General features: G+C 57.7%; 17 protein-coding genes and 1 pseudogene. 7 read left to right on the top strand and 11 right to left on the bottom strand.

The features are described from left to right. Positions 1-39: 39 nt before the first annotated feature. From GHO32_RS03195 to putP, 3 genes are all read right to left on the bottom strand, one after another. The gene (locus tag GHO32_RS03195) at positions 40-876 is read right to left on the bottom strand and encodes a 23S rRNA (adenine(2030)-N(6))-methyltransferase RlmJ (protein ID WP_048366660.1); all 837 of its coding nucleotides are present in this window, start codon (positions 874-876) and stop codon (positions 40-42) included. A gap of 88 nt (positions 877-964) precedes the next feature. Then, complete coding sequence (locus GHO32_RS03190) at positions 965-1,306, bottom strand: hypothetical protein (RefSeq protein WP_153335361.1); 342 nt, start codon at positions 1,304-1,306, stop codon at positions 965-967. 239 nt (positions 1,307-1,545) lie between these two features. Beyond that, complete coding sequence (gene putP, locus GHO32_RS03185) at positions 1,546-3,033, bottom strand: sodium/proline symporter PutP (RefSeq protein WP_153335360.1); 1,488 nt, start codon at positions 3,031-3,033, stop codon at positions 1,546-1,548. Between the two features lie 477 nt (positions 3,034-3,510). Between putP and putA the strand changes: the two genes are divergently transcribed. Next, positions 3,511-7,464, top strand: coding sequence for a trifunctional transcriptional regulator/proline dehydrogenase/L-glutamate gamma-semialdehyde dehydrogenase (gene putA / locus GHO32_RS03180; RefSeq protein WP_153335359.1), 3,954 nt, complete (start codon positions 3,511-3,513; stop codon positions 7,462-7,464). A gap of 98 nt (positions 7,465-7,562) precedes the next feature. Here putA and GHO32_RS03175 read toward each other — a convergent pair whose 3' ends face one another. Further along, positions 7,563-8,153, bottom strand: coding sequence for a hypothetical protein (locus GHO32_RS03175; protein WP_153335358.1), 591 nt, complete (start codon positions 8,151-8,153; stop codon positions 7,563-7,565). 70 nt (positions 8,154-8,223) lie between these two features. Beyond that, positions 8,224-8,670, bottom strand: a complete 447-nt coding sequence (locus tag GHO32_RS03170; protein ID WP_178113832.1) for a hypothetical protein — start codon at positions 8,668-8,670, stop codon at positions 8,224-8,226. A 280-nt stretch (positions 8,671-8,950) separates the two neighbouring features. Between GHO32_RS03170 and GHO32_RS03165 the strand changes: the two genes are divergently transcribed. Genes GHO32_RS03165 through selO form a run of 3 tightly spaced genes read left to right on the top strand, consistent with a single transcriptional unit; the run spans position 8,951 to position 15,543 of the window. Beyond that, positions 8,951-10,693: a potassium/proton antiporter gene (locus GHO32_RS03165; protein WP_153335357.1), complete on the top strand. Its 1,743-nt coding sequence runs from the start codon at positions 8,951-8,953 to the stop codon at positions 10,691-10,693. Positions 10,694-10,728: 35 nt separating this feature from the next. Continuing rightward, the gene (gene mscK, locus GHO32_RS03160; RefSeq protein ID WP_153335356.1) at positions 10,729-14,055 is read left to right on the top strand and encodes a mechanosensitive channel MscK; all 3,327 of its coding nucleotides are present in this window, start codon (positions 10,729-10,731) and stop codon (positions 14,053-14,055) included. Positions 14,056-14,079: 24 nt separating this feature from the next. Continuing rightward, positions 14,080-15,543, top strand: a complete 1,464-nt coding sequence (selO, locus tag GHO32_RS03155) for a protein adenylyltransferase SelO (RefSeq protein WP_153335355.1) — start codon at positions 14,080-14,082, stop codon at positions 15,541-15,543. Between the two features lie 155 nt (positions 15,544-15,698). Here selO and GHO32_RS03150 read toward each other — a convergent pair whose 3' ends face one another. The 3 genes from GHO32_RS03150 to GHO32_RS03140 all read right to left on the bottom strand — a co-directional run bounded on the left by GHO32_RS03150 (position 15,699) and on the right by GHO32_RS03140 (position 17,179). Continuing rightward, a complete protein-coding gene (locus GHO32_RS03150) occupies positions 15,699-16,100 on the bottom strand; it encodes a hypothetical protein (protein ID WP_153335354.1) in 402 nt (133 codons plus the stop codon). A 263-nt stretch (positions 16,101-16,363) separates the two neighbouring features. Then, on the bottom strand, positions 16,364-16,792 hold the full coding sequence (locus GHO32_RS03145) for a hypothetical protein (RefSeq protein WP_153335353.1): 429 nt from the start codon (positions 16,790-16,792) through the stop codon (positions 16,364-16,366). 3 nt (positions 16,793-16,795) lie between these two features. Then, positions 16,796-17,179 (bottom strand): hypothetical protein, encoded by a 384-nt coding sequence (locus GHO32_RS03140; RefSeq protein ID WP_153335352.1) that lies wholly within the window; start codon positions 17,177-17,179, stop codon positions 16,796-16,798. A gap of 565 nt (positions 17,180-17,744) precedes the next feature. Here GHO32_RS03140 and GHO32_RS03135 point away from each other — a divergent pair. Next, entirely contained in the window at positions 17,745-18,017 is a 273-nt protein-coding gene (locus GHO32_RS03135) for a DUF3077 domain-containing protein (protein WP_153335351.1), read from the top strand. Here the strand turns inward: GHO32_RS03135 and GHO32_RS03130 are convergent. Next, positions 18,010-18,213: pseudogene (locus GHO32_RS03130) on the bottom strand (type II toxin-antitoxin system HigA family antitoxin); the annotation flags it as partial. The gene GHO32_RS03135 and the pseudogene GHO32_RS03130 sit on opposite strands and share 8 nt — an antisense overlap. Positions 18,214-18,349: 136 nt before the next feature. On the opposite strand from GHO32_RS03130, the gene trxC reads away from it, so the two are divergent. Beyond that, positions 18,350-18,790 (top strand): thioredoxin TrxC, encoded by a 441-nt coding sequence (gene trxC / locus GHO32_RS03125; protein WP_153335350.1) that lies wholly within the window; start codon positions 18,350-18,352, stop codon positions 18,788-18,790. Here trxC and GHO32_RS03120 read toward each other — a convergent pair. After that, positions 18,787-19,560, bottom strand: a complete 774-nt coding sequence (locus GHO32_RS03120) for a ParA family protein (protein ID WP_153335349.1) — start codon at positions 19,558-19,560, stop codon at positions 18,787-18,789. The two genes, trxC and GHO32_RS03120, sit on opposite strands and share 4 nt — an antisense overlap. Positions 19,561-20,262: 702 nt before the next feature. Between GHO32_RS03120 and GHO32_RS03115 the strand changes: the two genes are divergently transcribed. Next, the gene (locus tag GHO32_RS03115; protein WP_153335348.1) at positions 20,263-20,445 is read left to right on the top strand and encodes a DUF6124 family protein; all 183 of its coding nucleotides are present in this window, start codon (positions 20,263-20,265) and stop codon (positions 20,443-20,445) included. A gap of 250 nt (positions 20,446-20,695) precedes the next feature. Here the strand turns inward: GHO32_RS03115 and GHO32_RS03110 are convergent, their stop codons facing one another. Beyond that, on the bottom strand, positions 20,696-21,601 hold the full coding sequence (locus tag GHO32_RS03110) for a LysR family transcriptional regulator (RefSeq protein ID WP_153335347.1): 906 nt from the start codon (positions 21,599-21,601) through the stop codon (positions 20,696-20,698). Between the last annotated feature and the right edge of the window lie 165 nt (positions 21,602-21,766).

Here is a 21,766-nt window from a genome sequence, read left to right as displayed (position 1 = left end):
ATCGCGAGGCAAGCTCGCTCCTACAGGGTGAGGTGATCGTTACTCAGCGATTATCCATTCCATCTGCCAGCCACCCTGGGTTTGGCCCAGTGTTTTCGCCAACCATGGCAGCAGTTCGCGCAGTTCTTCTTCCAGACCCCAAGGCGGGTTGGCGATCGCCAGGCCCGAGCCGTTCAGGCTGTTGGGCGTGTCCAGCGGGTGCACAAACAACTCGACCTGCAACAACTTCGGAGCGCCAGAGGCGGCCAGGTCCTGATAGAAACGGCGCAGTTGGCGCTTGTCCTTGATCGGGTACCAGATCGCTACAACGGTCTGACGCATGCGGCTGATGGCGTCTTTTAACGACTCCACGCAACGCTGCATTTCGTCGAGCTTTTCAAATGGCGGGTCAATCAGCATCACCGCACGCTTTTCGGCCACGGGCAGCAACGCACGCGGTACGTGCCAGCCCTCACCCAAGTGCACCGCCACACGACGGTCGCCCTTCATGTTGGCCTTGAGCATCACGCCGTCTTCAGGGTGTTTTTCGTTGAGCAACACGCGGTCGTGCGCACGGGTGGTGCGACGTGCCAGTTCAGGCGAACCCGGGTAATAACGCAATTGCCCGTCCGGGTTCATCTTGTGCAGCACCTGCATGTAGTCCGCAGTCATCGCGGGCAGGTCTTTTCTGCCCCACAAGCGTGCGACGCCTTCCAGGTACTCGCCAGTGCGCGTGGCCTGATCGCCTTGAAGGTCATACAAACCCAGCCCGGCGTGGGTATCGAGGTAAGCAAAAGGCTGCTCTTTGCGCGACATCAACGCGATGAGGCGGGTCAAGACGATATGTTTAAGAACGTCGGCGTGGTTACCGGCGTGGAAGGCGTGACGATAGTTCATGGTTGCTCCTGCGCAGGGGGCGAAGTTTACCCTGTGCAGCGAATAACGTCAGGGGTTAAGCCTCGCTCCACGCCAGACGGTGCCTTGCTCAAATCGCTCGCGGCACCAATACCAGGTTATGCACGCTGACCTCACTCGCCACCCAGTCAATCGCGAACTGCTCGCTGGCATCGGCAATCAGTACGTCCTTGTCCAGCACTTGCACGCGGATTTGATGGGCTTCAACGGGCTCCGGCGACTCATCGTCATCGACGTGAAAGGCAAACGTCCAGGGTGCCGGAATGGCGTAATAGCCCTGCGTTTCGAGCAGCAGGCGCTCTACACCACCCGGCTTGCGGGCGTACACCGAAATAATCCAGTGATAGTGGCTTTGAAATGAGAAGGGCAAGTCCCGAGCGGAGATGTGCCCGAGGAAAATCTTTTTACGCATGGTTGTCATCCTTGATTGAGGCACTCATCAGTGAGCGCTAAACCAAGACTAATACGTCTGGAGCAGGCCATTTACGCTTCAGAAGAACCCCCACCACAAATGGGAAACCTCCGGGCAGGACATGCTGTTAATCCCACGCGCAACGCCGTGTCTTAAGCGAGCCCCAATAAAAACGGCCCGTATCCATGGGAGCCGGGCCGTTGTCTGTTACCCACTAGGTGGGCCGCAACTCACTGAACTCAGTGGTGCAGTTTGAAGTCATTCTCAGCCGCTTCGAAGCGCTCGACCATCTTCTTGCTTGGGCCTTGGCCCATGGCGCTGACCACCAAAATGGCGATGCTGGCGAAGATGAAGCCCGGGATGATTTCGTACAGACCCAGCAAACTGAAGTGTTTCCAGACGATCACCGTGATGGCCCCGACCAAAATACCGGACAGCGCGCCATTGCGGGTCATGCCTTTCCACAGTACCGAGATCAGCACCACCGGGCCAAACGCAGCACCGAAGCCTGCCCACGCATAGCTCACCAGGCCCAGTACGCGGTTGTCCGGGTTAGACGCCAGCATGATGGCAACCACGGCCACCAGCAGCACCATGGCGCGACCGACCCACACCAACTCGGTCTGGGAGGCATTTTTACGCAAGAAGGATTTGTAGAAGTCTTCTGTCAGGGCACTGGAGCACACCAGTAACTGGCAGCTCAGGGTACTCATGACCGCCGCCAGAATGGCCGACAGCAAGACACCGGCAATCCACGGGTTGAACAGCAGCTTGGCCAGCTCAATAAACACCCGCTCAGGGTTTTCGTTGACCGGGCCTGCCACGTCCGGGTGCGCCGAGAAGTAAGCAATACCGAAGAAGCCGACGGCAACGGTGCCGACCAGGCACAGGATCATCCAGGTCATGGAGATGCGACGTGCGTTGGCGATCGACTTCACCGAGTCTGCGGCCATGAAGCGCGCCAGAATGTGCGGCTGGCCAAAGTAGCCCAGGCCCCACCCCATCAGCGAGATGATGCCGATAAAGGTAGTGCCTTTGAGCATGTCAAAGTTGGCCGGATCCTTGGCTTCGATCGCAAGGAACGTGGTGTCAACGCCACCGGTTGCCAGCAATACGATGATCGGGGTGAGGATCAGCGCAAAAATCATCAGGGTGGCTTGCACGGTGTCTGTCCAGCTCACCGCCAAAAAGCCGCCGACGAAGGTGTAGGCAATAGTCGCCGCAGCACCGGCCCACAGGGCTGTTTCGTACGACATACCAAAGGTGCTTTCAAACAGACGAGCACCGGCCACCACGCCCGAGGCGCAGTAAATGGTGAAGAACACCAGAATCACTACCGCCGAGATAATCCGCAGCAGCCCGCTTTTGTCTTCGAAACGGCTGGCAAAGTAGTCCGGCAAAGTCAGCGCATCACCGTTGTGCTCGGTCTGCACCCGCAGGCGCCCGGCCACAAACAGCCAGTTCAAATACGCACCGACCACCAGGCCGATGGCAATCCAGCTTTCGGACAGGCCGGACATGTATATGGCACCCGGCAAGCCCATCAGCAGCCAGCCGCTCATGTCAGAGGCGCCAGCGGACAACGCGGTGACCACGCTGCCCAGGCTGCGACCGCCGAGAATGTAGTCCGACAGGTTATTGGTGGAGCGATAAGCCATAAAGCCAATCAGCACCATTGCCGCGATATAGATCACGAACGTGATCAGGGTTGGGTTACTTACACTCATTGCATTAAGCCCTGGCATTGTTTTTATCGTTGACGGCCGCCTGACCGCACATTCACAAACGTTTTGTCTGAGACGGTTAACCAGGCTGCGCATTTATGACTGACGCTTCTCCAGGAAAATCGTCAGCCGTAGAACCTTGTGGGTTCAAAGGGTCACACCTAAGTCGCGAATGCTATGCAACAACGCAAATCAGGTGCAACCAATTTCTGCCTTGCCAGTTGCACCTTGTCGCGCCTTTCGCTTCTTTTTCGACGCAAAAGCACCCCGTATCAATCTAAAACCACACATTCCTTGTAGGAGCGAGCTTGCCTCGCGATCTTTTACAAGAGCACCCAATCTCGAGATAAACGAACTCCTACAGGTAAGGAAAAAAATTCCGATGAAACCGGGTTGCACCTAGTTGCACCCAATTCAGCGCAGCGCTAATCTTGCCGCCAGCTGCTGCCGCGCCCATGTGGCACCCATGAGGATAAAAAAATGGCTACCACCACCCTTGGGGTCAAACTCGATGACCCAACCCGCGAGCGCCTGAAGGCTGCTGCGGCCTCGATTGATCGCACGCCACACTGGCTGATCAAACAGGCAATTTTCAATTACCTGGAAAAACTCGAGGGTGGTGCAACCCTGGCCGAGTTGAACGGTGTGCCAGCTGGCACCAGCGATGACGCTGATGACACAAACACCGATCACACCCACCAATGCTTCCTGGAATTTGCTGAAAGCATCTTGCCGCAGTCAGTCCTGCGCGCAGCCATTACTTCGGCTTACCGCCGCCCTGAACCCGAAGTGGTGCCGATGCTGCTGGAGCAGGCGCGTCTGTCTGCGCCGATGGCCGAAGCCACCCAGACCCTGGCCGCCTCAATTGCTGAAAAACTGCGCAATCAAAAGAGCGCCAGCGGCCGTGCCGGTATCGTGCAAGGCCTGCTGCAAGAGTTCTCGCTGTCGTCCCAAGAAGGCGTGGCCCTGATGTGCCTGGCCGAAGCGCTGCTGCGCATCCCGGACAAAGGCACCCGTGACGCCCTGATCCGCGACAAAATCAGCACCGGCAACTGGCACCCGCACTTGGGCAACAGCCCGTCGCTGTTCGTCAACGCAGCCACCTGGGGCCTGTTGCTGACCGGCAAACTGGTGTCGACGCACAACGAAGCAGGCCTGACCTCCTCCCTGAGCCGCATCATCGGCAAAAGCGGCGAGCCGATGATCCGCAAGGGCGTAGACATGGCCATGCGCCTGATGGGCGAGCAATTTGTGACCGGCGAAACCATCGCTGAAGCACTGGCCAACGCCACGCGTTTTGAAGCCAAGGGCTTCCGTTACTCCTACGACATGCTCGGCGAAGCCGCACTGACCGAACATGACGCGCAAAAGTACCTCGCCTCGTACGAACAAGCCATCCACTCGATCGGCAAAGCCTCTAACGGTCGTGGCATTTATGAAGGCCCGGGCATTTCGATCAAGTTGTCGGCCCTGCACCCGCGCTACAGCCGCGCCCAGTACGAACGCGTGATGGACGAACTGTACCCGCGCCTGCTGTCGCTGACATTGCTGGCCAAGAAATATGACATCGGCCTCAACATCGACGCCGAAGAAGCTGACCGCCTGGAACTGTCCCTCGACCTGCTTGAGCGTCTGTGCTTTGAACCAGAGCTGAGCGGCTGGAACGGCATCGGTTTCGTCATCCAGGCTTACCAGAAGCGCTGCCCGTACGTGATCGACTACGTGATCGATCTGGCCCGCCGCAGCCGTCACCGTCTGATGATCCGCCTGGTGAAAGGCGCCTACTGGGACAGCGAAATCAAGCGCGCCCAAGTCGAAGGCCTGGAAGGCTACCCGGTGTACACGCGCAAGGTGTACACCGACGTGTCCTACGTTGCCTGCGCGAAAAAACTGCTGGCCGTCCCCGAAGCGATCTACCCGCAGTTCGCCACGCACAACGCCCACACCTTGTCGGCCATTTACCACATCGCCGGTCAGAACTATTACCCGGGCCAGTACGAGTTCCAATGCTTGCACGGCATGGGTGAACCGCTGTACGAACAAGTTGTAGGCAAGATTTCCGAAGGCAAGCTGAACCGTCCGTGCCGTGTGTACGCTCCGGTCGGCACCCACGAAACCTTGCTGGCTTACCTGGTGCGTCGCCTGCTGGAAAACGGCGCGAACACCTCGTTTGTTAACCGCATTGCCGACCATTCGATCTCGATTCATCAGTTGGTGGCCGACCCTGTCATCCAGATCGAGCAAATGGCCACGGCAGAAGGCAGCTTCGGCTTGCCGCACCCGCGCATTCCGTTGCCGCGTGACTTGTATGGCAGCGAACGCGCCAACTCCAGCGGCATTGACATGGCCAACGAACACCGTCTGGCATCGTTGTCCTGTGCCCTGCTGGCCACCGCTCACAACGACTGGAAAGCCGCGCCGATCCTGGGATGCACCTCCAGCACCCAAGTCCCGGCCGCCGTGCTCAACCCGGCCGACCTGCGTGATGTGGTCGGCTATGTACAAGAAGCCACGGTTGAAGACGCAGACAACGCGATCCAGTGCGCGCTGAACGTTGCGCCGATCTGGCAGGCCACCCCGCCGACCGAACGTGCCGCCATCCTGGAACGCGCCGCCGACCAGATGGAAGCCGAGATTCAGCCGCTGATGGGCCTGCTGGCCCGCGAAGCTGGCAAGACCTACGCCAACGCCATTGCGGAAGTCCGCGAAGCGGTCGACTTCCTGCGCTACTACGCCGTGCAGGCGCGCAATGACCTGACCAACGACGCCCACCGCCCGCTGGGCCCTGTGGTGTGCATCAGCCCGTGGAACTTCCCGCTGGCGATTTTCAGTGGCCAAGTGGCCGCAGCGCTGGCCGCCGGTAACCCGGTACTGGCCAAACCTGCCGAGCAGACACCGCTGGTGGCCGCCCAGGCCGTGCGTATCCTGCTGGAAGCCGGTATTCCAGAAGGCGTGCTGCAACTGCTGCCAGGCCGTGGCGAAACCGTGGGCGCGCGCCTGGTCGGTGACGATCGGGTCAAAGGCGTGATGTTCACCGGCTCCACCGAAGTCGCTCGCCTGCTGCAACGCAACATCGCCGGCCGTCTGGACGCTCAAGGTCGCCCAATCCCGCTGATCGCTGAAACCGGCGGCCAGAACGCCATGATTGTCGACTCCTCGGCCCTGACCGAACAAGTGGTCATCGACGTGGTGTCCTCGGCGTTCGACAGCGCCGGTCAGCGCTGCTCGGCACTGCGCGTGCTGTGCTTGCAGGAAGATTCGGCAGACCGCGTCATCGAAATGCTCAAAGGTGCCATGGCCGAATCGCGCATGGGCAACCCGGAGCGGTTGAGCGTGGACATTGGCCCGGTGATCGATGCCGAAGCCAAGGCCGGGATCGAGAAACACATCCAGGGCATGCGCGACAAAGGCCGCAACGTTTTCCAGATGGCCATTGCCGACATCGAAGAGTCCAAGCGCGGCACCTTCGTGATGCCGACCCTGATCGAGCTGGAAAGTTTCGACGAACTGGAGCGCGAAATCTTCGGCCCGGTTCTGCACGTGGTGCGCTACAAGCGCAAAGACATCGACCAGTTGATCGCCCAGATCAACGCATCGGGCTACGGCCTGACCCTGGGCGTGCATACCCGCATCGACGAAACCATTGCCAAAGTGGTCAACAACGTCAACGCCGGTAACGTGTACGTCAACCGCAACATCGTCGGTGCCGTGGTCGGCGTGCAGCCGTTCGGCGGCGAAGGTTTGTCGGGTACTGGTCCGAAAGCCGGTGGCCCGCTGTACCTGTTCCGCCTGCTGTCGACGCGCCCAAGCGATGCCATCGAGCAATCGTTCGCCAAAGTCGACGCCATCAGCGCGCCAGACACCCAAGCCCGCGAAGCCTTGAGCAAGCCGCTCAAGGCCCTGCAAGCCTGGGCACAAAGCAATCAACACGCGGCGCTGGCCGAACTGTGCAGCGAATTCGCCGCCCACTCGCAAAGCGGCATCACCCGCCTGCTCAACGGCCCGACCGGCGAGCGCAACAGCTACGCCATCTTGCCGCGCGAATACGTGCTGTGCCTGGCCGACACTGAAGCCGACCTGCTGACCCAACTGGCTGGCGTCTTGGCTGTGGGCAGCTCGGCGGTACTGCCGGACAGCGATCTGGGCAAAGCCCTGTTTGCCCGTCTGCCAAAAGAGGTGCAAGCGCGCATCAAGCGCGTAGCGGACTGGACCAAGGACGACGTTGTTTTCGACGCGGTCCTGCACCACGGCGACAGCGACCAGCTGCGCGAGGTGTGCCAGCAAGTGGCCAAACGTGCAGGCGCCATTGTCGGCGTGCAAGGGTTGTCCCAAGGCGAAACCAACATCGCCCTGGAGCGCCTGGTGATCGAACGCGCACTGAGCGTCAACACCGCTGCTGCGGGTGGTAACGCGAGCTTGATGACCATCGGTTAAACGCCGAGCTACAAAAAACCGGGCACCTGTGAGGGCGCCCGGTTTTTTTTGTGCGCCAAAAACGCCGACGCTATGTATTGAAACTAGACACCCACCGCTCAGAAAACATCAGGGAACAGGATGTAAGCAGCTAAAAGCCATAACCCCCATACAAAACCACCCACTCCGACCCACACACCATTGGCAAACGTTAAGGTCGAATTGGATTGAGCGGCAGGGTCATGTTCCAAAAAATTAATCGCGCGCTGAGCGCCCACCAACAAGAAACCCAACACGCCCATCAGAAGCAGGCTGATTACAATAACCCACGGCGCCCAGAACTCGTCGATAGGCATGAAAGCAAAAAAAACGGAAACCACCCAGACCGTAAAAATCAAGATCCCACGCGTTACAGGAAACCAACGATAAGTACGGCCCGACTCAGACAGCGCCTTCTGGACCTTCCCAAACAGGGAAAAAATCATGATTACGCCAGCCAGCGCACGTACACCCGACCACACTTTCACCCCTGTCGCCTTCCGATACTGCTTCCAGTTTTCAAAAAACCAGACAATCAAATAGAAACCCATTGTCATGAAATAAAGCAGCAAGAATTTTCTGATCGACACCACATAGAACGTTTGTTTTTTAACCTCTGAGGCCGGGCCTGGATGAGCACAATGGTCGTCACTTATCGCGGAGGAAGACATTTAAACCTCAATAGTTAATGAAATTAAAAGACGCATAACTCGAAACTTTCAGGTAGTCCGGCCCATGGAGCTATCGCTTATCGCCACCCAGCAAATTGATCGCACGCTGAGCCCCCATAAACAGATAGCCGCTAAAGGCAATCAAAACAGCCTCGGCCACATAGACGCACACCATGCCCAACGGTCGATCAGGAAAGGTGAACAACAGCACCGAGAGCATCACCAGCAGCATGATCAGTAATGCCCGGCTTTCGGGGTACCAGCGATGGGGTTGCTGCGCTCTGTCCAGAGCGTTTTGCACTTTGTCGAACAGCTCCAGAACAAAAAAAGGCCAGAGCAGGCCGCGTACCACCGGTGTAATCGCAGCGCCGGTGTGGGCTTTGTAAGAGGCCCAGTTGCGGTAAGACCAATAGAACAAGTAACAACCGCCTGTCAGTACATACAGCAGCAGGAAGTGCGGAATTGCCACGGTGTACAATGCACCGGGCCTGTCATCAGTCGCAATTGTGGGCTTCATGACGTGTCCATGGCTAAACAGAGCCGTGAGTAGACACAATTTGGCTAACATTAAAATGCAGGCCGGCTCCAATTCTTGTGTAAGAAAAAGCCATTTCCTCCGTCACTCAACAGACACAAGGCGGCAATGGACTACAGAACACATCGCAGCACGTGCCTCACCCGCAACGAAGCACCCTGAAAAGCTTTTTGACAGCGCGCCAATAACGCAGGTTAGAATCGCTGGCACGTAGCCTGCATGGGTACGCCCTGTCTTTTCTGTTTTTTATGGAGTACTGCCTTTGAATGCGACGACCATCAACAGCCTGTTCTTGATCGGCGCGTTGCTGGTAGGCGCAAGTATTCTGGTCAGCTCTTTGTCTTCACGCCTGGGCATCCCGATTCTGGTGATTATCCTGGCCGTGGGCATGGCCGCCGGTGTTGATGGCGGCGGTATCATCTTTGACAACTACCCCACAGCGTACCTGGTGGGCAACCTCGCCCTGGCGGTGATTTTGCTCGACGGCGGCTTGCGCACGCGGGTCTCCAGTTTCCGCGTGGCGTTGTGGCCTGCCCTCTCGCTGGCCACCGTGGGGGTGATGATCACCACCGGGCTGACCGGCCTGGTGGCAGCCTGGCTGTTTAACCTCAATTTGATTCAGGGCCTGTTGATCGGCGCCATTGTCGGCTCCACCGATGCCGCCGCGGTGTTCTCGCTGCTGGGCGGCAAGGGCTTGAACGAACGGGTCTCGGCCAGCCTTGAGATCGAATCCGGGAGCAACGACCCGATGGCGGTGTTCCTTACCGTCACCCTGATCGACATGCTCGCCAGCGGCGAGACCACGCTGCATGCCAGCCTGCTCCTGGATTTGCTGCGCGAGTTCGGCATCGGCGCCATTGTCGGCCTGGCCGGTGGCTGGCTGATGCTGCAAATGGTTAACCGCATCCACTTGGCCAACGGCCTGTACCCGATTCTGGTCATCGCTGGCGGGCTGGTGGTGTTTGCCTTGACCAACGCCCTGCACGGCAGCGGCTTTTTGGCGGTGTACCTGTGCGGTCTGGTGCTGGGCAACAGCCCGATCCGCAGCCGCCACGGCATTTTGCACATGCTTGACGGTATGGCCTGGCTGGCGCAAATCGGCATGTTCCTGGTGCTGGGCCTGCTGGTCACGCCACATGACCTGCTGCCGATTGCAGTGCCTGCGCTGCTCCTGGCCCTGTGGATGATTCTGTTCGCCCGCCCGCTGTCGGTATTCGTCGGCCTGCTGCCCTTCAAGGCCTTCCACGGGCGCGAAAAAGCCTTTATTTCGTGGGTCGGCCTGCGCGGCGCGGTGCCGATTATTCTGGCGGTGTTCCCGCTGATGGCGGGATTGCCGAACGCGCAGCTGTATTTCAACCTCGCCTTCTTTATCGTGCTGGTGTCCCTTTTGGTGCAGGGCACAAGCCTGCCGTGGGTGGCCAAGCTGCTCAAGGTCACCGTACCGCCAGACCTCGCGCCTATCTCCCGCTCCGCCCTGGAAGTACACGTGACCAGCGAGTGGGAGCTGTTCGTTTATCGGCTGGACGCACAAAACTGGTGCATCGGCGCGGCCCTGCGCGAACTGAAAATGCCCGAGGGCACGCGTATCGCCGCTTTGTTTCGCGACCAGACGTTGCTCCATCCGTCGGGTAGCACCACGCTGGAAATCGGCGATTTGCTCTGTGTGATCGGCCATGAACACAACTTGCCAGCCCTGGGCAAACTGTTCAGCCAGCCGCCAACTCGCGGGCTGGACCTGCGCTTTTTTGGCGACTTTGTACTCGAAGGCGATGCCCAGCTGGGCGCCGTCTCGGCACTTTACGGCCTGAAGCTCGATGGCATCAGCCCGGACATTCCGCTCAGCAGCTTTATTGCGCAAAAAGTCGGCGGCGCGCCGGTTGTCGGCGACCAGGTCGAGTGGAACAACACCATCTGGACCGTCGCGGTCATGGACGGGAACAAGATAGGCAAAGTGGGCGTCAGATTCCCCGAAGGAAGTGCCCCGGGACCGGGGTTGTTCCTCTAAACTCCAAATTTCCTACGCTTGCTTGACCGGATTCTATGCCAACTCTGCGCACGTTCTTCGCAACAGTCCTGCTCGGCCTGAGCCTTTCCGTTGGCCCGGTTTACGCGGGTGATCCGCCTTCGGCCGAGGCCGTGCAGCTCAGCCTGGACAAAATAGCCGACCGCAAACTGCCCGACGCCGACCAGAAAGCCTTGCAGACCGTACTCGAGCAAACCTTGAGCTTTCTGGCCAACAAAAGCGACTACGAACAGCGCCTGATCGAGGTCAAAGACCAGCTCCACAGTGCCCCGCGCCAAACCATCGATAACCAGCGCGAACTGGCCCGCCTCAAGGCCAGCAAAGTGGTGCCCATCGAGCAGCGCTACGCAACGCTGTCGGTGCAGCAACTGGAACAAATGCTCGCCGACCGCACCACCGAGCAAGGTGAGTTGCAAAAGGCCCTGGCCAGCGCCAACACCCAGAGCATCGCCGCCCAGACCCGCCCCGAGCGCGCCCAGGCCGAGATCAGCAACAGCCAGACCCGCATTCAGCAGATCGGCAACATCCTCAAAGTCGGCCGCGACAACGGCAAATTGCTCACTGCCGATCAACGCAACCAGCTCAGTGCCGAATCGGCAGCGCTCACCGCGTTGATCGCACTGCGCCGTCAGGAGCTGGCCGGCAACAGCCAACTGCAAGACCTGAGCGGCAGCCAGCACGACCTGCTGCTGGAAAAAACCACTCGCCAGGACCAAGAAATCCAGGACCTGCAAACCCTGATCAACAAGAAGCGCCTGGCCCAGTCGCAACAGACCGTGACCGAACAATCGATTGAGGCGCAAAAGTCTGGCAGCAGCAGCTTGCTGGCCACCGAAAGCGCGACCAACCTCAGGCTCTCCGATTACCTGTTACGCAGCACCGACCGGCTCAACGTGGTCACCCAGCAGAACCTTGAAACCAAGCAGCAGTTGGACAACGTCACCCAAAGTGACCAGGCCCTGGATGAGCAAATTAATGTCCTGCGGGGCAGTTTACTGCTGTCCAAAATCCTCTATCAGCAGAAACAAGCCCTGCCGCGCCTGCAAAAGATGGACAAGAATCTGGCCGATGAAATCGCCGATATCCGCTTGTACCAATTTGAGATCAACCAACAGCGCGAGCTGATCAGCAACCCGATTGCCTACGTCGACAACCTGCTGTCGACCCAGCCCGCCGACCAAGTGACGCCGCAACTGCGCAAAACCCTGCTCGAACTGGTCAACACTCGCAGCGACCTGCTGGACCGTTTGAACCGTGAACTCAGCTCGCTGCTCAGCGAGTCGATCAACCTGCAACTGAACCAAAAGCAACTGCTCAGCACCGCGCAGGGCCTGAGGGCGACGCTGGATGAGCAGATGTTCTGGATCCCCAGCAACAAGCCGCTGGATCTGGACTGGCTGGAATCGGCCCCGCGCCACCTTAAGCAACAACTTGTCACCCTGCCGTGGGGTTCCAGCGTCACCGAGCTGGCCGAAGGCCTGATCCAGCGGCCGCTGCTGTTTTTGCCTTTTGTGCTGGTGATGATCGCCCTGCTGTGGAAGCGCCGCTACCTGTACAACAAGCTCAACGATATCCATAAGGACATTGGCCACTTCAAGCGCGACAGCCAGTGGCACACGCCGCTGGCGATCCTCATCAACATCTTGCTGGCGATGCCGGTTTCACTGGCCCTGGCCCTGTGCGGGTACGCCTTGCAAACCGATGCCCGCGGCATGAACGCCAACACTGGCGCAGCCTTGATGCAAATGGCCGAAGCCTGGCTGGTGTTCTACACCGCTTACCGGATTCTGGCGCCGGGCGGCGTAGCCGAATTGCATTTTCGCTGGGAGAAACCGCTGGTTGCCTTCCTGCAAAACTGGATCCGCAGACTCGGCCTGGTGGTGCTGGCACTGGTGGCCGTGGTCGCCTTTGCCGAACAGCAACCGGCGGCGCTGGCCGACGACGTGCTGGGCATCCTCGTGGTGTTGACGTGCTACGCCACCATGGCGTGGCTGCTGTGCCGCCTGATCCTCAACGACCAGACCGAGAAAAAAGCCTACCGCGTGCGCAAGCTGCTTGGTTTCGCGTTCGCCCTGCTGCCCCTCGCACTGTTTGTGGCAGTGTGTTTTGGCTACTACTACACCGCGCTCAAACTCAGCGACCGACTTATTAACACCCTGTACCTGCTGATGCTCTGGCTGGTGGTTGAAGCCACCTTTGTGCGCGGCCTCTCGGTCGCGGCGCGGCGACTGGCTTACCAGCGGGCTTTGGCCAAGCGCCAGGCGGCCAAGGAAGCCGGGGAAGGCAACGACGCCATCGTTGAAGAGCCGACACTGGACATCGAACAGGTCAACCAGCAATCGCTGCGCCTGATTCGTCTGGCCTTGCTCGCGGCCTTTATCGGGGTGCTGTATTGGGTCTGGGCCGACTTGATTTCGGTCTTTTCCTACCTCGACAACATCACGCTGTACGAATACACCAGCGGTACCGGCGCCAACATGAGCATGGTGCCCATCAGCATTGGTGACGTGCTGGGCGCGTTGATCATCGTCGGCATCAGCATTGCCCTGGCGCGCAACCTGCCCGGTTTGCTTGAAGTGCTGGTGCTGTCACGGTTAGACCTGGCGCAAGGCAGCGCCTACGCCACCACCACGCTGCTGACCTACGTGATCATCGGCGTCGGCTTTGTCGCCACGCTCTCAACCCTGGGCGTGAGCTGGGACAAGCTGCAATGGCTGGTGGCAGCCCTCTCGGTGGGCCTGGGCTTCGGGATGCAGGAGATCTTCGCCAACTTTATCTCCGGCATCATGATCCTCTTCGAGCGCCCGGTGCGCATTGGCGACACCATCACCATCGGCAACCTGTCGGGCACCGTGAGCAAGATCCGCATCCGCGCGACCACCATCACAGACTTCGACCGCAAAGACATCATTGTCCCGAACAAAACCTTTATCACCGGGCAACTGATCAACTGGTCGCTGACCGACACCATCACCCGCGTGACCCTCAAGCTGGGCGTTGATTACGGCTCTGACCTGGACCTGGTCAAGAGCCTGCTGCTCAAGGCCGCGCAAGAAAACCCCCGCGTGCTCAAAGAGCCCGAGCCGCATGTGTACTTCTTGAGCTTCGGGCAAAGCACGCTGGACCACGAACTGCGCATGCACGTGCGTGACCTGGGCGACCGCAATCCGGTGATCGACGAAGTGAACCGCTTTATCAACCGCGAGTTCAAGGCACACAACATCAACATCTCGTTCCAGCAGATGGAGGTGTACCTCAAGAACACCAGCAACCAGGAATACAAACTGGTGCCCATGGACCTGCCAACGCCGGAACAAAAGCCCCTGCCGGGTAAGCCCGACTAACATGCATTTTGCTGGAGACGGCCATTGAAAGCCCTCGACGAACTGACCTTTGACAACCGTTTCGCCCGCCTGGGTGACGCGTTTTCAACCCACGTGCTGCCCGACCCTCTCGACGCACCACGGCTGGTGGTCGCCAGCGATGCGGCAATGGCCTTGCTCGACCTGGACCCGGCCGTGGCCCACGACCCGGTGTTTGCCCAACTGTTTGGCGGCCATACCTTATGGGCCGATGCCGAGCCACGGGCGATGATCTATTCCGGCCACCAGTTCGGCTCGTACAACCCGCAACTGGGCGATGGCCGCGGGCTGTTGCTGGGCGAAGTCTACAACCAGGCGGGCAAGCATTGGGACCTGCACCTCAAAGGAGCCGGCATGACGCCCTACTCGCGCATGGGCGATGGCCGTGCAGTGCTGCGCTCATCGATCCGCGAGTTTCTCGCCAGCGAAGCCCTGCACGCGCTGGGTATTCCCACCAGTCGCGCCCTGTGCGTGATCGGCTCCGACACCCCGGTGTGGCGTGAAAAACAGGAACGCGGCGCCATGGTGCTGCGCCTGGCGCACAGCCATATCCGCTTCGGGCACTTTGAATACTTTTACTACACCAAACGCCCAGAACAACAAAAGCAACTGGCCGACCACGTGCTGACCCTGCACTACCCTGAATGCCTGGAGCAGCCGGAGCCCCATCTGGCGATGTTCCGCGAAATCGTCGAGCGCAACGCTGAACTGATCGCCAAATGGCAGGCCTACGGTTTTTGTCACGGGGTGATGAACACCGACAACATGTCGATTCTGGGCATTACCTTCGACTTCGGCCCGTTCGCCTTCCTCGACGACTTCGACGCGCAGTTCATCTGCAACCACTCCGACCACCAGGGGCGCTACTCCTTCAGCAACCAGGTGCCCATCGGCCAGTGGAACCTCAGCGCCCTGGCCCAGGCACTGACACCGTTTATCAGCGTTGACGCCCTGCGTGAAACATTGGGCTTGTTCTTGCCGCTGTACCAGGCGCACTACCTCGACCTGATGCGCCGCCGCCTGGGCCTGACCACCGTCGAAGACGGTGATCAAAAACTGATCGAAGACCTGCTGCAACGCATGCAAGGCAGCGCCATCGACTACACCCTGTTCTTCCGCCGCCTGGGCGACGAACCGGCAGAGCACGCGATTGCCCGCCTGCGCGACGACTTTATCGACCTCAAGGGGTTTGACGAATGGGCCGCGCAGTACCTCGCCCGTGTGGCCCGCGACGGCGAGCAAAACCAACAGCAACGCCGCGAACGCATGCACGCGGTCAACCCGCTGTACATCCTGCGCAACTACCTGGCACAAAAAGCCATCGACGCCGCCGAAGCCGGGGATTACAGCGAAGTACGGCGCCTGCACAGCGTCCTGACCCAACCGTTCACCGAACAACCGGGCATGCAACCCTACGCCGAACGCCCACCCGAGTGGGGCAAGCATCTAGAGATCAGTTGCTCCTCTTAAAAAGATCGCGAGCAAGCTCGCTCCTACAGATAGGTGGCGTATGAGCGGGCAGCACTTGTTCCTCTTGTAGGAGCAAGCTTGCTCGCGATATTTTGATCTTTAAAAAGTCGCGAGACATGCACGATTTGATCGAATAACCCTGCTGAAGGGCAGAATCAATCCCCAGCAGCGAGTTCCAAATTAAAAAACGCAGGCCCGTCCTTACAAAAGTTAATACCAGCAGCAATAACAATACCGGCAAGTGACATCAAACCGGCCTCTTGCGAACCATAAATAATTAACACAAGAAGGTTATTAGCAAACCATAACACACAGAACACCAGCATACTCTTGCCGTAATTTGCCTGCCTATCCATGTACTTAGTCATATACGTTTGATCACCCACGCTCGCCTCAAGCCGCACATCACAAGCAGCACAATTAACGCACTGACCTTTCGCCAAATCATGAACACACTGATGATTAAATTTCTGCTCAGCAGCACACCCAACACACTTAAACGTGAACTTCGCACACTCCTGCAACAGCGGGTCATCCTTTCCTTCGACAGCGGCCATTATTTGCCAACCTTTTATTCGTTATTTATGTTCAAGGCGCCACAACCGGCGATCGCGACGTTTCATTTCATGCTGACTAAGCTTTTTTAGTGACACATACACTTAAGCTTTATTTCTCTCGTGTACTTTTGTAGAAATAAATATCAGACATCCGTATTACGCAGGCAAGAAGACTGATCCCATTAGTTCACTCAAAGCCCACAACCAAAAAAATGAGGACGGGGAGGTAATGCATACTTATTTTAGTAATTATTTATCATCGTTCACGAGCGCTCTGTCTTGCACGTTGATTCAACGGAATCGAGCTGTATAGCGACATCAATAGTGACGGGCTTACTGTTATTTAACGCGTATGAAATCAATAGCCCTACACTGGTCATCAAAACAGATATTTGTGTATTAACAAACAGGGCAACCATCAAAGAAACCGAAAACCACACTGTCGCAAAAGGAACAATAAATCCTCCGCTACCGCTGAGGCTTTTATGAACGATTCTCAAATCTGCTTGATCATAGGGCCCCGCTTTAACAGACACCTGACAAAGAGGGCACTTTATAGAGTTATCATTCGCCAATAAAAAAGATTCTTCTAGACTTATGCTGATCTGCCGTTTACACGCACAACATTTGAAGTCCGCATAGCTAAACTTCAGCAGCTCTGTTTCTGGCACTTGATCTACTTGCCGGGTCATTATTCAGCCCTGCCCAACTGGATTTTCTGGCTCTAAATCAAGCCGCACAAATGAAACATCCTTCAACGCTGGCACGGCAGACACCAACACTAAAAAGGTAAAAAAATAACTCACAAAGGCCAAGCCGCTGCCCCATTGCAACAAGACCCATATATTGAGTAACGGCAAGCCAATGGTTAAACAACCAAACATTAAAATCCGCCGTCTATTCTTGCTTTTTACCGCGACCAACTTGGCCAGGTCATGTTCTTTGAACACCAAGCCATGCGAGCACTGCGGGCATGCCACCTTACCGGACTCCATAAAAGCATCTACCTGCTCAGTCGTCAGCTCAAAATCGTTCTTACAGTGCACGCAGCGAAAATGGGCTTCCTGAGACATTGCCATTAACAACTCCTTTATTTAGACACGCCAAATTAATCGCCAGACTGAACGCTCAAGTCTGAGCATCTTCTTTCGAACAGTGAAAGAGGCTTAAATCACAGGCGTAGGAGAATAGAGGGATAGTGTGTGAAGTAATGTCGGCCCTAAGATAAACATACGTAAGATTTTTCGTTTATTTATCGAGTTCTTAATAGCGCCACTCATAGGTATGAGCCCAGCTTTGCGCACTCTTTTAGCACTGCGAGAGACGTATTCGTCTGAAGTCAGGGAAGCGGACTACCTGCCAACCGATTGACCCTCTGTGCGCCAGCCCCTATCCTCGCCGACGTCACGACACATTCGTGACCGGATTTGACGGTCCGCATCATAAAAGAAGAATCAGCGATCACAATCGCTGTGTTCACGCCTGTCTGTGCTCGATTAAATCGTGTTATGGCAGCTGTGCGTGGGGCACTCTCGAGTGCGCCGGGTTTCTTCTTTTAACCGGTCCGTCAACCCGCGCACAGTTGCCACCCAATTCGTTTGACGGCGAACGGCGGTAACTCCAAACCCTAAAAGGAGTCACACCATGCCTTGTTTCACTCAAACACCAACCCCATTCGGCCACAGCCTGACCGGCGATTGCCTGTTCAGCGTTAACGCCGGTATCCCCATCAAGCTCGCGCTGGAACTGGCAGCCCAATTACTCAGCAGCGCCACGGTTCTCTGTGCCGAAAGCCAGGTCGCCAGCCCTCAAACCAGCCACAGCCTGACGTTTGCCAGCTTGCAACTGGTGGAAATGAGCAAAGGCCTGGTGGATGCCACGCTGGACGGCGTATTGCAGGCCGACACCCTCAAATAAACATCTCTACCGGCACTTTAAAGTGATCTGCCAGCCAGCGAATTTGCCGCACGTTGAGCTGACGCTTGCCGCTGAGGATTTCGGATACCACCGACTGCGTGCCCACGCCCGGCAGATCACTCTGGTTCAGCCCATGCTCTTGCATCACTGAGCGCAGCACATCAACACCACTGACCTTGGGCATCGGCCGATGCTCAAGGCAGCCCAGGCACATTGTGAGCAGATACGTCACAGCCAGTGGCGGGAGGGGGCAACATCTGCTGAACTGCACCTTTTACGCGACGTGCTCATTTTTGCAGGAGTGCGCCACTGCAATTTCCGGAGTGTTTGAAATGACTGACCCGCTGGTTATCCCCTGCCCTCACTGCAACGGCCTTAACCGTATCCCCGCTGCGCGCGTGGGCGAGCACCCCAAGTGTGGGCGCTGCAAGAATGAGGTGCTGATCGCCAAGCCTTTCGATCTGAAACAAACCGATTACGCCAGCCAGATCAAAGGTGATCTGCCGCTGCTGGTGGATGTATGGGCTGAATGGTGTGGGCCGTGCAAGGCTTTTGCGCCGGTGTTTGAACAGGCGGCCAGCCAATTGGTGGGCGTGTGCCGGTTGGCCAAGCTCGACAGCGATGCCAACCAGCAACTGTCAGGGCAACTGGGCATTCGCTCGATTCCGAGCCTGATCCTGTACAAAAACGGCCAGGAAGTCGCCCGTCAAAGCGGCGCCTTCCCGTTGCAACAGCTCAAGGCCTGGCTGCAAAGCCACGGCGTGCGTGCTTAAGCGTTTTGGTCCAGGTAATCGTGTAGCTCAACAAATTGCTGGGTCAGCTTGTGCCGTGGTTCGAAATACACCAGCGGCTGGCTGGCCTGATGCGACTCGCGCATTTTGACTGAGCTGGTGAGGTACACCGGCAGCACGGGCAGGCCTTCGGCAATCAACTCATCGAGCATTTGCTGGGGCAGGCTGGCGCGGGCCTGGAACTGGTTGACCACAATGCCTTCAACCAGCAGGTCTTCGTTGTGGTCCTCTTTCAGCTCTTCAATTTCGCTCAGCAGGCCGTACAACGCCTGACGCGAAAAGCTGTCGCAGTCGAAGGGGATCAATACACGATCACAGGCGATCAATGCCGATACCGCATAAAAGTTCAGCGCAGGCGGCGTGTCGATATAAATGCGGTCGTAGTCTTCAGCCAAGTCATCCAGCAGCTTTTTGAGCTTGTTGATCTTGTGCTTGGCCTCAAGCTTGGGCTGCAAGTCTGCCAGTTCGGCCGTGGCGGTAATGATGTGCAGGTTGTCGAAGGGCGTTTCGTAAATATCGACCCGATTCTTCTTCGAGCCCACGCTGGCAGACAAGCTGTGCTTGAAGAACTCGGCGATGCCCATCGGGATGTCATCACCCGTGAGCCCTGTGAGGTATTGAGTGGAGTTGGCCTGAGCATCCAGATCGACCAACAGAGTGCGATACCCCTCGCTGGCACTGACGGCCGCCAGGTTACAAGCGATGCTGGACTTGCCCACACCACCTTTTTGGTTGAACACCACGCGACGCATTTCAAAACCTCCGTGTATCAATAAGTGCCCGAGTGTAGATGCCCTGAGAACAACTTCGCTACCTTGCAGCGAAAAGAGCTACGAGACTAAAGCTCATTACTGAACATACGGACGAACTTATCTGGGCTTTGTGACATGTGGGGGGCTGTACACAACGCTCACCCCAGAAACGACAAAGGCGCCTCGCGGCGCCTTATTCACAAACAGACTGGCTTGTCATCGCGCGGTGTCTGTCCGGCTCGGTGATGGCTGGTTGCCCAGGATCCTCCGAGTCTCACAAGCCCCTTTCGGGAACGTGGCGAGTATTGCGCTGAAGGCCTCTTCTAGCAATCGCACGTTAGCTTTGTCAGTAACCTTTTGTGTCTAGTTTTGCTGGTAAGTCAGAGCGTCCGCAGGTCTCGTCTCTTTCCTTTGCAGGACTATTCCTAGAGAATCCCTTGGCCTTGCGCCTGCCTGTTTCGATCGCTAGCCTGCGGTTCGTCATCCCTCATGGATGGCCGGACGTGCAAGTTCGAATCGAAGTTAGAGCCAGACAATGACTGCCAGAAAAATCAGTTTCATGGTGGCTGTACGTGGGAGGTCTTCGGGCCTGCCGGAACTCCGCTCTATATCGACCGGTCTTGCACACCCGCGTACAGCTGCCACCCTCTTTGTGTGCAAGCAAATGGTGAAAGCTCCCAAACTTTTTAGCGGAGTAAAACCATGACTCACACACCCGAATACGAACAAAACCTCGAACACACTGACGAACTGTTGCGGTGCGCGCTTGCGACGGCGTATGCGTCGGCCGATAACCTGCAAGGCCTGAACCGCGACGTGGCGTTGGCGGTGGTGCATTTGATCCATCAGGTCAAAGCGTCTGTGGATACGTTATTGGCCGGGTAACAAACGCTCACCGGCTGCGATCTTTTGATCGTGGCCGTTGTGGAGGGTTTTGCGGCCGCTGCGCAGCCGATCGCAGCCTTCGTACCTCGTCAGCTCCTACAAGATTTGCGTGCGCCACACCACCCTGTAGGAGCGAGCTTGTCTCGCGATCTTTCGATCTTGGCCGTTGTGGGCGGTTTTGCGGCCACTGCGCGCCCGATCGCAGCCTTCGTACCTCGTCAGCTCCTACAAGGTTTGTGTGCGCCTACCGTTATGCGTTTGTGGGCTTCACCATCTTGCGTGTCACCAACTCCGCAAACGCTTTGGCCATTGGTGAGGGATTGCCTTTGCGTTGCACCAGCCACACGGCGGTGCTGGCGTCGGCGTCGAGCAGGGGGCGGTAGACCACGCCTTTGATGCGCATGTGCTGGAACGATGCGGGCAGTACGGACACGCCCAACCCCGCAGAGACCAAGCCAATGATGGTCATGGCTTCACCCGCTTCTTGGGCGATGTGCGGGCTGAAACCCGCCTGGCGCGCCAGGCTCAGCAGTTGTGCATATAACCCGCTGCCGTAGCTGCGCGGGAAGAAGACGAACGGTTCGTCAGCCAATGCCCCGATATAGAGGCCGTTTTCACTGCCTTCGGCCAGCGGATGTTCTGCCTGAATGACCGCCACCAAGGGCTCGCGGAACAGCTCCACACCCACCAACGAATCCGCCAGGGGGAATGGCCGCATGACGCCGATTTCTATCGACTCTTCTACCAGCGCCTCGGCCACGTCGCGGCTGCTCATTTCCAGGAGGTTTAAGTGCACCGCCGGGAAGGCCCGACGAAAGGCAAAAATGGCCTGCGGAATGCTGGAGTTGAACGGCGCTGAGGAGGTGAAGCCAATTTTCATTTCCCCCAGTTCGCCCAGTTGCGCACGGCGGGCGACGTCGGCGGCTTTATCCACCTGCGCCAGCACTTGGCGCGCTTCGTCAAGAAACAATCGCCCGGCTTCACTGAGGGCGACCCGACGGTTGGTACGTTCAAACAGCCGCGCCCCCAGCTCTTCTTCCAGCGCCTGTATTTGCTGGCTCAGCGGCGGTTGAGAGATGCCCAGCACCTGGGCGGCCCGGCCAAAGTGCAGTTCTTCGGCGACGGCGATGAAATAGCGTAAATGGCGCAGTTCCATGCAAGCTCCATTGAGTCGTTAAACCTATCAAACAGGTCGAATAATATATTGGAAAGAATCGTTAGGGGGCTATATTCTTTTGCCATTGCCGTTTGGCTATACGCGTTATGAGGTCCCCGTGAAAACTGCTGTCGCCCCGCTCGCTCACGAAATCCCGCCCACGGC

The organism is Pseudomonas sp. FSL R10-2189, from assembly GCF_009600325.1.
Classification (GTDB): Bacteria; Pseudomonadota; Gammaproteobacteria; order Pseudomonadales; family Pseudomonadaceae; genus Aquipseudomonas; species Aquipseudomonas helleri.
Note: the sequence above shows the minus strand (reverse complement) of the source record. Positions and strands in the feature narration are given on the sequence as shown.